The organism is Actinoplanes sp. NPDC051346, assembly GCF_040682215.1.
Classification (GTDB): Bacteria; Actinomycetota; Actinomycetes; order Mycobacteriales; family Micromonosporaceae; genus Actinoplanes.
Genome location: NZ_JBFBAJ010000008.1, coordinates 132,526 through 145,082 on the forward strand (window position 1 = coordinate 132,526; position 12,557 = coordinate 145,082).

At 72.7% G+C, this 12,557-nt stretch carries 10 protein-coding genes; 2 read left to right on the forward strand and 8 right to left on the reverse strand.

Annotated elements, in window-relative coordinates:
- Nucleotides 1-356 precede the first annotated feature (356 nt).
- The 6 genes from AB0M36_RS21040 to lpdA all read right to left on the reverse strand — a co-directional run bounded on the left by AB0M36_RS21040 (nt 357) and on the right by lpdA (nt 8,337).
- Nucleotides 357-521 (reverse strand): peptide ABC transporter substrate-binding protein, encoded by a 165-nt coding sequence (locus AB0M36_RS21040; RefSeq protein ID WP_364159928.1) that lies wholly within the window; start codon nt 519-521, stop codon nt 357-359.
- Complete coding sequence (gene lipB / locus AB0M36_RS21045; RefSeq protein WP_364159930.1) at nt 518-1,147, reverse strand: lipoyl(octanoyl) transferase LipB; 630 nt, start codon at nt 1,145-1,147, stop codon at nt 518-520. The genes AB0M36_RS21040 and lipB overlap by 4 nt, the downstream gene beginning before the upstream one ends.
- A gap of 263 nt (nt 1,148-1,410) precedes the next feature.
- Entirely contained in the window at nt 1,411-3,276 is a 1,866-nt protein-coding gene (locus AB0M36_RS21050; RefSeq protein ID WP_364159932.1) for a DUF2079 domain-containing protein, read from the reverse strand.
- Between the two features lie 641 nt (nt 3,277-3,917).
- Nucleotides 3,918-4,832 carry a TIGR01777 family oxidoreductase gene (locus AB0M36_RS21055; RefSeq protein WP_364159934.1) on the reverse strand — a complete coding sequence of 305 codons (915 nt, stop codon included), beginning with the start codon at nt 4,830-4,832 and terminating at the stop codon, nt 3,918-3,920.
- A gap of 104 nt (nt 4,833-4,936) precedes the next feature.
- Entirely contained in the window at nt 4,937-6,847 is a 1,911-nt protein-coding gene (gene sucB, locus AB0M36_RS21060; RefSeq protein ID WP_364159936.1) for a 2-oxoglutarate dehydrogenase, E2 component, dihydrolipoamide succinyltransferase, read from the reverse strand.
- 74 nt (nt 6,848-6,921) lie between these two features.
- The gene (gene lpdA, locus AB0M36_RS21065; protein ID WP_364159938.1) at nt 6,922-8,337 is read right to left on the reverse strand and encodes a dihydrolipoyl dehydrogenase; all 1,416 of its coding nucleotides are present in this window, start codon (nt 8,335-8,337) and stop codon (nt 6,922-6,924) included.
- Between the two features lie 132 nt (nt 8,338-8,469).
- On the opposite strand from lpdA, the gene AB0M36_RS21070 reads away from it, so the two are divergent.
- Complete coding sequence (locus AB0M36_RS21070; protein ID WP_364159940.1) at nt 8,470-8,790, forward strand: hypothetical protein; 321 nt, start codon at nt 8,470-8,472, stop codon at nt 8,788-8,790.
- A gap of 157 nt (nt 8,791-8,947) precedes the next feature.
- Here the strand turns inward: AB0M36_RS21070 and AB0M36_RS21075 are convergent, their stop codons facing one another.
- Complete coding sequence (locus AB0M36_RS21075) at nt 8,948-10,498, reverse strand: leucyl aminopeptidase (protein ID WP_364159942.1); 1,551 nt, start codon at nt 10,496-10,498, stop codon at nt 8,948-8,950.
- A gap of 144 nt (nt 10,499-10,642) precedes the next feature.
- Between AB0M36_RS21075 and gcvT the strand changes: the two genes are divergently transcribed.
- On the forward strand, nt 10,643-11,746 hold the full coding sequence (gcvT, locus tag AB0M36_RS21080; protein WP_364159944.1) for a glycine cleavage system aminomethyltransferase GcvT: 1,104 nt from the start codon (nt 10,643-10,645) through the stop codon (nt 11,744-11,746).
- Between the two features lie 78 nt (nt 11,747-11,824).
- Here the strand turns inward: gcvT and cobS are convergent, their stop codons facing one another.
- Nucleotides 11,825-12,547 carry an adenosylcobinamide-GDP ribazoletransferase gene (gene cobS / locus AB0M36_RS21085; RefSeq protein ID WP_364159946.1) on the reverse strand — a complete coding sequence of 241 codons (723 nt, stop codon included), beginning with the start codon at nt 12,545-12,547 and terminating at the stop codon, nt 11,825-11,827.
- Nucleotides 12,548-12,557 lie beyond the last annotated feature (10 nt).

Here is a 12,557-nt window from a genome sequence, read left to right on the forward strand (position 1 = left end):
TGTACCGACCGACCCCGGCACGGGCCGGCCCGGGTACCGACCGACCCTTGTACCGACCGACCCCGGCACGGGCCGGCCCGGGTACCGACCGACCCCGGCCATCGGTGCGCCGGGGTGTGGCGGTGGGGCTGGTGGTTGGGCGAGGCCGTCTGGCCGGTGCGCCGAGGCGTAGCGGAGTGGCTGATGGTCGGCGCGGGACCGGTTGACCGGTAAGTCGGCCGGGATCGCTTGACCAGCGGGCCGGGCGAAGCGGTTTGACCAGTGGTCGCGGCGTGGCGTTGTGGCTCGTGGCGGGCGAGGCCGCTTGACCGGTGGCCCGGGATCGCGGTGGGTGGAGCGGCGGCGCCTCGGTGCGGTCAGATCAGGACGGCGACGGTTACGCCGACGACGATTACCAGGGGGATGATCGTCATGAGGATGAGGATCCACCAGGCGATCGGGTGGCCGAAGTTGAGCGAGACGCCGCCCGCCTTGCTGGGGACGAAGACGCGCTTGTCGCGAGGGTTGTTGTAGAGCTTCACAGCAGCGTCGGCAGGTGTCGTTCGACCACCGGCAGGACGTCGGCGATCGTCACGGGGCGGCCCAGCTCCGCGGTCAGCGAGGTGACGCCCGCGTCGCGGATGCCACAGGGAACGAAGCGGTCGAAGTGCGACAGGTCGCAGTCGCAGTTGAGGGCGAAACCGTGCTGGGTCACGCCCCGGGCCACCCGGATGCCGATCGCCGCGACCTTGCGGTCCGGCCCGCGCTCGTCGGCGCGGACCCAAGCGCCGCTGCGCCCCTCGACCCGCTCCGCGGTCACGCCGAACTCCGCGCACACGTCGATGAGCAGCTGCTCGATGCGGCGCACATATGCCACGACGTCCACCGGATCGGCGAGCTTGACGATCGGATAGCCGACGAGCTGACCCGGGCCATGCCAGGTGATCTTGCCGCCCCGGTCCACGTCGACGACCGGGGTGCCGTCGGTCGGACGGTCCATCGGCTCGGTGCGTTTGCCCGCGGTGAAGACGCTGGGATGCTCGAGCAGCAGAATCGTGTCGGGCCGCTCGCCGGCCACCACGGCCTCGTGCAGGCGGCGCTGCTCGTCCCAGGCCTCGCGGTAGTCGACCAGCCCCGGGCGCAGGACCTGCAGCGTGGAAGTCGTCACCGCTCCAGCCTAGTCCGTCACCCGCAGCACCGACCGCGCCCCGCTTCCGACCCCCTGGGGCCGCGCCACAACTACCCGCCCCCGGCGGACGCCCCGTTGCCGGCCCGCGGCGAACGGGCCGCTCTCGGGAGCCCGCGGCGGGACGCACCCGTTGCCGGCCCGCAGCGAACGCGCCACTCCCGGGAGCCCTTCGGTGCCCCTTTGCCGCCGCTGTCTTCGCGCCGACCGCGCCCCGTTTCCCCGGCCTGGTGCCGCGCCGCGCCTCAGCCGCCGTCGCGGTCGATGGGGTCGATGCCCGGCCGGATGCGCCACAGCAGCACCCCACCGACGCGCTCCGGCTCACCCAGCAGGCTCGTGGCGGAGGTCTCCACCGCGGAGCGGAACAGCGTCGTGTGCGAACCGGTGATCTCCTCGGGCAGGAACACCGCCTCGACCCCCCAGAAGGCGAAGTCCTCCCGGGCCTGCCTGCGGTCGGCGTCGGTGATCGCCTTCACGGTCCCGTAGTAGCCCGCCTGGAAGAACATCCAGTCGGTGTACCGGGCCGGCGCGCCCATCCGCCCGGTGCCGTTGGGTCCGCCCGGTCCCAGGAAATAGCCGCCGGGCATCCGGAACTGCTTGCCGCTGCGGGCCATCGCGTAGGCCTGCCAGCGCTGCCCATCCTGGGTGTCGGTGGTGGCGAACGGCAGCGTGGTCATGACCCCGTCCTCGCTGACGTAGTCGCGCCAGATCCCGTCGGCGAGGAACGCGGGCTCCACCGCTCGCGGTTTCGTCGGCAGTGGCAGCGGCAGCAGCGGGACGAGGGCGACCGCGAAGCCTGCCGCCCAGACGGTGAGCGTGCGGGCGCGCAGGTGCGGCCTGCTCGCCAATCGGTCGGCGGTCAGGGCGAGCAGGATGCCGATCACGCCCACGACCACGAGAGCCAGCCGCGCCGGCAACGCCGAGTCGAACAGCGGCAGGTGACGCAGCCATTCGTAGGGCAGGGCGACGTCGGTCGTCTCCTTGTCGAACCGTGCCTTCGGCCCCCACGACAGCACCATGAAGACCAGGCCCACCGCGGAGACCGCGGCCACCGTCGAGCGCCGGCCGGGTGCCGCGCGCCGCCAGAGCGACACCGCGGCCACGACCGACAGAACCATCAGGGGTACGCCGAAGTACGACGTTTGTTCGGTCTGGTTGGGAGCCAACTCGCTGCCGTGCCCCAGCCACCCGGCGACCGACAGTGTCGAGTACTGAAAGTACGCCGCGATGTCCTCGGCGAAGTAGCTCTGGTCGAATCCCGTACCGGTGAAGGTGCGGGGTCCGCCGAAGTGCATATAAAGCGGGTACGACAGCAGCAGGGCCGCCGTGACCGCGGTGACCCCCAGCCCGGCGAGCATGGTCGGTGCCGCCGCCCGGGCCTCGGCGCGGGTCGCCGGCACCAGCGACCAGACGAGCACGAAGATGCCGCAGGCGAGGGCGGTGAAGAACAGCCCCTCTGCGGCGATCGAGAAGCCGACGGCGATCAGGACGCCGAGGATCAGCCCGTGTCGCAGCCACCGGCCCGGCTCGCGCAGCCGGAGCACCCACCAGAGGATGACCGGCGCGACCCAGCCGGCCGTCCAGTTGAGGTGGCCGTTGGCGTGAGAGACGAACCCCGGGGCGAAGCCGCAGAAGAGCCCGCCCAGCATCGCGGCGGCCCGATGTTGGACCAGGAACCGCTGCAGGAACAGGTACCAGGCGAACGCCGACCCGGCGAGGTTGAGCGTCAGGATGGTCACGAAGCTGACCTGTGGCCCGGCAAGAAACGTCAGCGGCGCGAACAGCGTCGTGTAAACGGTGATGGAGGTGTTCGCGGCAAGGTTGACGCCCAGCGGCGCGTTGAGCAGCCAGGTGTAGAACGGATCCGCGCCGTGCCCGAGCGTGTAAACGCCGTAGCCGAGCAGCCACTCGAAGAAGGCCTGATCACCGAGATTCTCGGCGAGGCCGCGCCCGATCGGGTCGCGCCACAGGCTGCCGGTCACATAGGTGGCCAGCGCCAGCGCGACGAAGGCGACGAGCAAATGCGAGCGCCATGGCGCGGAGCCGCGGCGGGCCGGTGACGGTGCCGGCGGCTCGGCGGACTCGGACGGGGCTGCGGCGACGACGGACACCAGCCGCAGGTTAGCAAGACCACGCCCGAGCCGAGACGCCCGGTCGGCGCACCCGGGTGGTCGCCCACCCCCGCCGATCGGCCCGCCCGGGTGGTCGCCCACCCCCGCCGATCGGCCCGCCCGGGTGGTCGCGAGCCTGGCGATCAGTCCCGCCTCGGTTGGTCGGCCGAGCCGGGAGGTCGACCCGCCGAGCCGGGAGGGCCGGCCGAACCGGTGGTCGCCCCCGCCCGGACCGGGTAGCCGGCGGGTCGGGAGACCGTGTTGATCGTCGCGGGGTAGCGCCGGGATGGGGTAACCGGGCGTGGGCGCCGGGTGGCCTGAGTGTGGCGTGGAGCCCGGTGGGGTGGCTGTGGTGCGGGCGCCGGGTGGGGTCACTGTGGTGCGGGGGCCGGGTGGGGTGGCTGTGGCGCGTGCGCCGGGTGAGGTGGCCTGGTGTGGGGGCCGGGTGGGGTGGCTGTGGCGCGTGCGCCCGGTGGGGTGGCTGTGGCGCGTGCGCCCGGTGGGGCGGCTGTGGCGCGTGCGCCGGTTGAGGTGGCTGTGGTCTGGGGGCACGGCGGGACCGCTGTGGTGCGGGCGCCAGGTGAGGCGGCCGTGGCGGGGCGGCCCGGCGGAGCTGTCGCGGTGGGTTGGCCGGGCGGGTGTCAGGCGGCGGGTGAGTCGTCGCTGATGGCCGCTCGTAGCGCCGATTCCAGTGTGGGGTGGGTGAAGACGAAGCCCGAGCGTTCCAGCACTCTTGGCAGCGCCCGTTGGCTGCGGAGGGCCTCGTGGGCGAATTCGCCGAGGGCTACCTGGAGGGCGATGCCCGGCACCTGGAGGATTGCCGGGCGGTTGAGGACCTTGCCGAGGGTGCGGGTGAAGGTCGCGTTGGTGACCGGGTGGGGGCTGACGAGGTTGACCGGGCCGGCGAGGTCGTCGCGGCGCAGGAGGAACTCGGCGGCGTCCAGCCAGTCCTCGAGGGCGATCCAGGGCACCCATTGCTTGCCGCCGCCCAGCCGGGCGCCGGCGCCCAGGCGGAAGAGGGGCATCTGCGGCTTGAGGAGGCCGCCGTGGGCGTTGAGGGGCAGGCCGGTTCGCAGGAGGACCACGCGGGTGCCGGCGTCCTCCGCGGGGCGGGCCGCGGCCTCCCACACGCGGCACACGTCGGCGAGGAAGCCGGTGCCGGCCGGTGCCTCCTCGGTGACCTCCTGGTCGCCGGTGTCTCCGTACCAGCCGACGGCGGACGACTGGAGGAGCACCCGGGGCCGGTCGTCGGCGGTCAGCTGGCGGATCGCGCGGGCGATGGTGCCGGTGCTGTCCACGCGGCTGCTGCGGATGAGGCTCTTGTAGCGGGCCGTCCAGCGTTTGTCGCCCACCCCGGCGCCCGCCAGGTTGATCACGGCGTCGGCGCCGACGAGCAGGGTGGGGTCGAGTTGGCCGCCGGAGGGGTTCCAGGTGGCCTCGTCGGGGGCCTCGGCGGGACGCCGGACCAGGCGCACGATTTCATGCCCTCCGCGACGCAACTGTTCGGCGAGGGTGGTGCCCAGGAAACCCGACGCGCCGGCCATGACGATCCGCATGGCCCCATCATTCCCGACCCTGAACCCTCTCAAAACAGAAGAAGGGGCGCCGGAGCGCCCCTTCTCTGTGATCTTCAGCCCAGCCGCGGGCTGGTTCGGGTGGCTCAGCCGTGCAGGCCGAGGTCGCCCTCGAACTGGCCCGCCTCGAGCCGCTCCTTCATGGTGACCAGGAAGCGGGCGGCGTCCGCGCCGTCCACGATGCGGTGGTCGTAGCTGAGCGCCAGGTAGACCATCGACCGCGGCACGACGAGCTCGCCGAGGTTGGGGTCGTCGACGACCACGGCGCGCTTGACCACCGCGCCGGTGCCGAGGATGCCGACCTGCGGCTGGTTGATGATGGGCGTGTCGAAGAGCGCGCCCCGGCTGCCCGTGTTGGTCAGCGTGAAGGTGCCGCCCGACAGCTCGTCCGGGCTGATCTTGTTGTTGCGGGTGCGCTCCGCCACGTCGGCGATCCGCTTCGCCAGGCCGGCGAGGCTGAGGTCGCCGGCGTCGCGCAGGACCGGCACGACGAGGCCCTTCGGCGTGTCGACCGCGATGCCCAGGTGCTCGCCGTCGTGGTACGTGACGGTGCCGGCCTCCTGGTCGATCGAGGAGTTGACCACCGGGTGCTGGCGCAGCGCCTCGACGGCGGCGAGGGCGAAGAACGGCATGAAGGTCAGCTTGACGCCGTGCTTGGCCTGGAAGTCGGCCTTGGCGCGGCCGCGCAGCTGGGCGATCTTCGTGACGTCCACCTCGACGACGGTGGTGAGCTGCGCGGAGACCTGCAGCGACTCCACCATGCGGCGGGCGATCGTGGCGCGGATGCGGGTGAGCTTCTCCGTGCGGCCACGCAGCGGGCTGGGCGCCGGCTTCGGCGTGGGTGCCGCCTTGTCCTGCGCCGCCGCGGACGCCGAGGCGGAGGAGGCCGCCTTGGCCGCGGCGTCGGCCGCCTCGATGACGTCCTGCTTGCGGATCCGGCCGCCGACCCCGGTGCCGGTGATGGACGCCAGGTCGACGCCCTTCTCGGCGGCCAGCTTGCGGACCAGCGGGGTCACGTATCCGGCGTCGCCGGCGCCGTTTCCGCTGACCGCCTCGGCGGTGGGCTGAGCCGGCTCGGCCGAGGACGAGCCCGTCTCGGCCCGGGGGGAGGGGTCTCCGTAGGACCCGCCCGGCTCGATCGACGGGGCCGGCTTCGACTCGATCGTCGGCTCGGACGCCTGCTGCGGCGCGGGCGCCTGCGGCTGCTGCGGGGCCTGGTGCTGCGGGGCCGGTGCCTGCTGCTGCGGCGCCTGCTGCGGAGCCTCCTGCTGCGGAGCCTGAGCCTGCTGCGGAGCGGGAGCCGACGGCGCCGAGCCGCCGGCCGGGGCGCTGCCCGGGGTGCCGATGATCGCGAGGTCGGCGCCGACGTCCGCCGTCTCGTCCTCCTGCACCTTGATCTCGAGGACCGTGCCGGCGACCGGCGACGGAATCTCGGTGTCGACCTTGTCGGTGGAGACCTCGAGCAGCGGCTCGTCGGCCTCGACCGTCTCGCCGACCTGCTTGAGCCAGCGCGTGACGGTGCCCTCGGTGACGCTCTCGCCCAGGGCCGGCATCTTGACGGCCGTGCCCTCGCCGCCGCTCGCCTGCGCGGTCTGCGGCGCCGGGGCCTCCTGCTCGACCGGCTTCTCGGTCGAGGGGGTGTTCGGCGCGGGCGCCTCGGGCTCGCGCTGCTGCTGCGCGGGAGCCGGCTGCGCGGAGGACTGCTGGGCGGTCTCCTGCTGGGCGGCGGGCGCCGGGGCCGAATCGCCGGCGTCCTCGCCGTCGCCGGAGATCACCGCGAGCTCGCTGCCGACGTCGGCCGTCTCGTCCTCGCCGACCACGATGCGCGACAGCACGCCGGCGGCCGGCGACGGGATCTCGGTGTCGACCTTGTCGGTGGAGACCTCGAGCAGCGGCTCGTCGGCCTCGACCCGCTCGCCCTCCTGCTTGAGCCAGCGCGTGACGGTGCCCTCGGTGACGCTCTCACCCAGCCGCGGCATGGTGACCGATACCGGCATGTCTCAGAACTCCTTAACCGCTTTGAACGGGCCTTTAGTCCGGTCTTGGGTGGTGGTGGGGTGGTTGGACGGGATCAGCTGTGCGCGTGCAGGGGCTTGCCCGCGAGCGCCAGGAAGGCCTCGCCGAGCGCCTCGTTCTGCGTCGGGTGGGCGTGGACCAGCTGGGCCACTTCCTCCGGGAAGGCCTCCCAGTTGTAGATGAGCTGCGCCTCGCCGACGAGCTCGCCCACCCGGGCGCCCACCATGTGCACGCCGACGACCGGACCGTCCTCGACCCGCACCAGCTTGATGAAGCCCTGGGTCTTGAGGATCTGGCTCTTGCCGTTGCCGCCCAGGTTGTAGTTGTAGGTCGTGACCTTGTCGGCGCCGTACTGCTCCTTGGCCTTGGCCTCGGTGAGGCCGACCGAGGCAACCTCGGGGTCGGAGTAGGTGACGCGCGGGATGCCGGCCTCGTCGATGACCGCCGGGTGCTTGCCCGCGATCTCCTCGGCGACGAAGATGCCCTGCTGGAAGCCGCGGTGCGCGAGCTGCAGGCCGGGCACGATGTCGCCGACCGCGTAGATGTTGCCGACGCCGGTGTGCAGCCGCTCGTTGGTGATCACGAAGCCGCGGTCCAGCGTGACGCCCTGCTCCTCGTAGCCCAGACCCTGGGTCGTCGGGCCGCGGCCCACGGCGACCAGCAGGATCTCGGCCTCGATGGTCTCGCCGCCGGCGATGGTCGCGCGCACGCCGTTGTCGGTGTGCTCGACCTTCTCGAACGGCTTGCCGACCTTGAAGTTGATCTTCCGCTTGCGGAACGCCCGCTCGACCGCCTTTGAGACCTCTTCGTCCTCGGCGGCGACGAGCCGGGGCAGCGCCTCCAGGATCGTCACGTCCGCGCCGAAGGACTTCCACACGCTGGCGAACTCGCAGCCGATGACGCCGCCGCCGAGCACGATCGCCGAGCTCGGCACCCGGTCCATCTTGAGGGCGTGCTCGCTGGCCAGCACCCGGGTGCCGTCGATCTCGAGGCCGGGCAGGCTGCGCGAGTAGGAGCCGGTCGCCAGGATGATGTTGCGGCCGGTGTAGCGCTGCCCGTTCACCTCGACGGTGTCCTTGGCGACCAGCTTGCCGGCGCCCTGGACCAGGGTGATCTTGTCCTGCTTGAGCAGGCCCTGGAGGCCCTTGTAGAGCCGGGAGACGACGCCGTCCTTGTAGGCGTTGACGCCGGCCATGTCGATGCCGACCAGGTCGGCCTTGACGCCGAACTGCTCGCTCTCGCGGGTCTGGTCGGCCAGCTCCGCGGCGTGCAGCAACGCCTTGGTCGGGATGCAACCGCGGTGCAGGCAGGTGCCGCCCAGCTCCGCCTTGTCGATCAGCGCCACCGAGAGGTTCAGCTCGGCCGCACGCAGGGCCGCGGCATAGCCGCCGCTTCCCGCGCCGAGGATCACGATGTCGAAGGTTCCGCCGGGCTGGCTCACGTCTACTCCCAGATCGCGTCGTTGCCACATGGGTCGCATGGTGGAAACGGTCACAGCTTTCCAGGCCATCTTGTCACTTGACGAACCAATCGATGCAGTCAGGTGCCCAACGACACGTGGGTTCGTCGTACCCTTGCCGCAGTTGACCCTAAGGAGGCGTCCGTGGCCTGGTTCCGGCGACGCAGGGAGCCGGGCGGCAAGAGCGGCCGACCTGCGGATCGAGCGGTTCTGGAGCACCTTGCCGAGTTTGTCCGTTCCCGCCGTGGCGTGGAGGCTTTCATCGAGCCGCGGACGACCGTGACCGAGACCACGATCCTGCTGATCGCCCACGACGGCGAGTGGACCCGGCGCCGCATCGAGTCACCCGAGGCCGCCCGCCGCTTCGCGCACCAACTGGCGATGCCGATCTACGACGTGCGCCTGATGGGCTACCCCCAGCGCATGCGCGACTACAACGCCCGCCAGAAGCACCGCCCGGCCTGATCCGCGCTCCGCGCTCCGCGCGAAAAGCGCGAAAAGCCGGCGGCGGCGTGATCAGGCCGGGACGGCAGGTGCGCGGCGTGTGCCACGTGCGCTTGCTGTGGCCGTACTTATAGAAAAGCGCCGCCCGGCACAGAGCCGGACGGCGCCAGAAAAAAGATCAGCCATTCTCCGCGACGTCGTCGATGAGGGTGAGCAGCGTACGGACCGGGACGCCCGTGCCGCCCTTCGTCCAGTGACCCGTCGGCTCGCCGGTGTGGTACGACGGCCCGGCGATGTCAATGTGTGCCCACTCGACGCCCTCGGCGACGAATTCGCGCAGGAACACGCCGCCCTGCAGCATGTGCCCGGCGCGGTCCATGCTGGCGTTGACCTGGCTGATGTCGGCGATCTCCGAGTCCATGCCCTTGCGGACGTCGTCGGGCAGCGGCATCGGCCAGGCCGGTTCGCCGGTGGCCTCGCCGGCCGCCTTGACGCGCTCGCAGGTTTCCGGGGTGCCCATGACGCCCGCGATGCGCTTGCCGAGGGCGACGACCTGGCCGCCGGTCAGGGTGGAGGTCTCGAAGACGTAGTCGGTGCCGTCGGCGCAGGCGCGGGCGATGGCGTCGCCGAGGACCATGCGGCCCTCGGCGTCGGTGTTGAGGACCTCGACGCGCTTGCCGTTGAACATCGTGATGACGTCGCCCGGGCGGTACGCGGTGCCCGACGGCATGTTCTCCGCCATGGCCAGGTAGCCGGTGACCGCGACCTTCGGCTTGAGGGCGGCCACCGCGAGCATCGTCGCGCCGACGGCGGCGGCGCCGGCCATGTCGGACTTCATCTCCCACATGCCGGCAGTCGGCTTGATGCTGATGCCGCCGGTGTCGAAGGTGATGCCCTTGCCGACCAGCGCGACCCGCTTCGGGTTCTCCACGCCCTCGGGGGTGTAGGTGAGCTTGACCAGCCGCGGCGGGGCCTCGGAGCCCTGGCCGACCGCCACGATGCCGCCGTATCCGCCGGCCTTGAGCTGCTCGAAGTCCAGCACCTCGACGTCGAGGCCGGTGCCCTTGGCCGCCGCGGCGACCTCGTCGGCGAAGGTCGGCGGGCGCAGGTTGTTGGGGGCGGTGTTGACCCAGTCGCGGGTCAGCCGGACCGCCCTGGCGACGGCCTCGGCGCGGGTGACCTCGGCGCCGGCGGCGGCGTCGGCCGCCTCGGGCACGACCACCTGGAGGGCCTCGACCGGCTCCCGGCGGGACGGCTGCGGCTTGGTCTTGTAACCGGCGAACCGGTACGAGCCGAGCAGCGCGCCCTCCAGGATGCCGCGCAGCACGCCGGGCGCGTCCGCGTCGTCGGGCACGGGCAGGGCGAGGGCGACCGTCGCGCTGCCGGCCAGCGCACGCACGGCGGCACCTGTGCCGCGGCGCAGCGTCTCCGGGGCCGGCGCGGAGCCGGTGGGCTCGTCGCCGAGGCCGACGGCGACGATCAGCGGCGCGGCGACCGTGCCGAGGGTGGCCAGCTTGGTGACCTCACCGGGGGCGCCCGTCGCCCCCAACAGGGACAGGGTCGCGATGAGCTTGCCGTCGAACGCGGCGGCGATGCTCTCCGCGCCGGCGGCTGGTAGCAGCGCACCGCCCTCCTCGGGCTGGCTATGCAGGCCGATGACCAGCGCGTCGACGGCGAGTTCGGCGGGGTCGCTGTCGACCAGGCGCAATGACGGGGCGGGATGGGTCACTGAAGGATCTCCGCGACGGCTGGGCCGGAGGCCCCTCGTGGGCGGCTCCGGCGGCATGGCTGCGTCCGGCGCGGGTCGCGCCGGACGGCGGGTGGTATCCCGCCGATGCTAACCACATGCAAGGTCACGGGTAAGTTGCCACTCATGTCCACCGACACCACGCCTGCGCTCCGTTCGCCGCTGCACGAGCGTCACCTCGCCCTGGGCGCCAAGTTCGCCGCATTCGGCGGCTGGGAGATGCCCCTCGAGTACGCGGGGGGAGGAGTCCTGCGCGAGCATGCCGCCGTCCGTGAGGGTGTCGGCGTCTTCGACGTGTCCCACCTGGGCAAGGCGCGGGTGTCCGGCCCCGGCGCCGCGGACTTCGTCAACTCCTGCCTCACCAACGACCTCGGGCGCATCGCGCCGGGCAAGGCGCAGTACACGCTGTGCTGCGACGACGCCACTGGCGGGGTGGTCGACGACCTGATCGCCTACCTGATCGGCCCGGACGAGGTCTTCCTCATCCCGAACGCGGCCAACACCGCCGAGGTCGTCCGCCGGCTCACCGCCGCGGCGCCGACCGGGATCACGGTCACCGACGAGCACCGCGGCTACGCCGTCCTCGCCGTCCAGGGCCCGCAGTCGCCGGAGACGGTCAAGGCGCTGGGCTTGCCGGTCGACCACGAGTACATGTCGTTCTCCACGGCGAGCCTCGACGGCGTCGAGCTGATCGTCTGCCGCACCGGCTACACCGGCGAGCACGGCTACGAGCTGGTCGTGCCGTGGAACGACGCGACGCGCGTGTGGGACGCACTGGTCGCCGCCGGGGTCCGCCCCTGCGGCCTCGGCGCGCGCGACACCCTGCGCACCGAGATGGGCTACCCGCTGCACGGCCAGGAGCTCTCCCTGGAGATCACCCCGGTGCAGGCCCGCTCCGGCTGGGCGGTCGGCTGGTCCAAGCCCGCGTTCTGGGGCCGCGACGCGCTGCTGGCCGAGAAGGCGGCGGGCCCCCGGCGGTCGCTGCGCGGCCTGGAGCTGACGGCCCGCGGCATCCCGCGCGGTCACATGCGGGTATTCGCGGGCGACGCCCTCGTCGGGGAGACCACCAGCGGCACGTTCTCGCCGACCAAGAAGGTCGGCATCGCGCTGGCGCTGCTGGACACGGCGGCCGGGCTCGCCGAGGGCGACCTGGTCGAGGTCGACATCCGGGGACGCCGGATCGAGGCGAAGATCGTGAAGCCTCCGTTCGTGGAGACGTCCGTTCGATGATTTAGGTACGGGCACGGCAGGCGCGCGTGACACACGCCGCGCGCCTGCCGTCCCCGGCCCGATCGCGCCGCCGCCGGGTCAGCCGACGGCCAGGGCGACCAGCGCCAGGGTCGTCGCCAGCTCGGTGGCGGCGCCGAGCACATCGCCGGTGATGCCGCCGAAGCGTCGGACGGCGTGCCGCAGGAGCAGCAGCAGGACCAGCACCACCGCGGCCACGGCGGCCGGGCCCGCCCAGGGCCGGCCCGGCACCGCCCAGATCGCCCCGGCGGCGACGGCGACGGCGAGCGCCGCCGCCACCGGGCCGGGCACGGTCGAGGCGACCAGGGCGCCGAGCCCGCCCGGGCGCGCGGCCGGCACACCGCGGCGGCAGGCCAGGGTGATGCCCAACCGGCCGGTGGCCCAGACGGCCACGATCGCCCAGGGACCGACCTCGGTCAGCGCGGCGGTCTGGATCACCAGGGTGAGCGTGATCGCCGCGACCCCGAACGGCCCGATGTCGGGCTTCTTCATGATCTCCAGCGCGGCGTCGCCGGAGCGGTAGGACCCGAGGGCGTCGACCGTGTCCGCCAGCCCGTCGAGGTGCAGGCCGCGGGTCAACAGAACGCCTGCCGCGACGGTGAGCGCGGCACCGAGCAGGCCGGTCGGCAGGAGGGTGTGCACGCCGGCCAGCGCGAGCCCGAGCAGGGCGCCGACAAGCGGGGCCAGGCTCATCGCCACGGCCGCGGACCGGCGGTCGACGCGCCCGGGCTTGACCGGCAGGACGGTGAGGGTGGTCAGTGCCAGGCGAAGCCCGTCAAGCACTAGCGGGGCC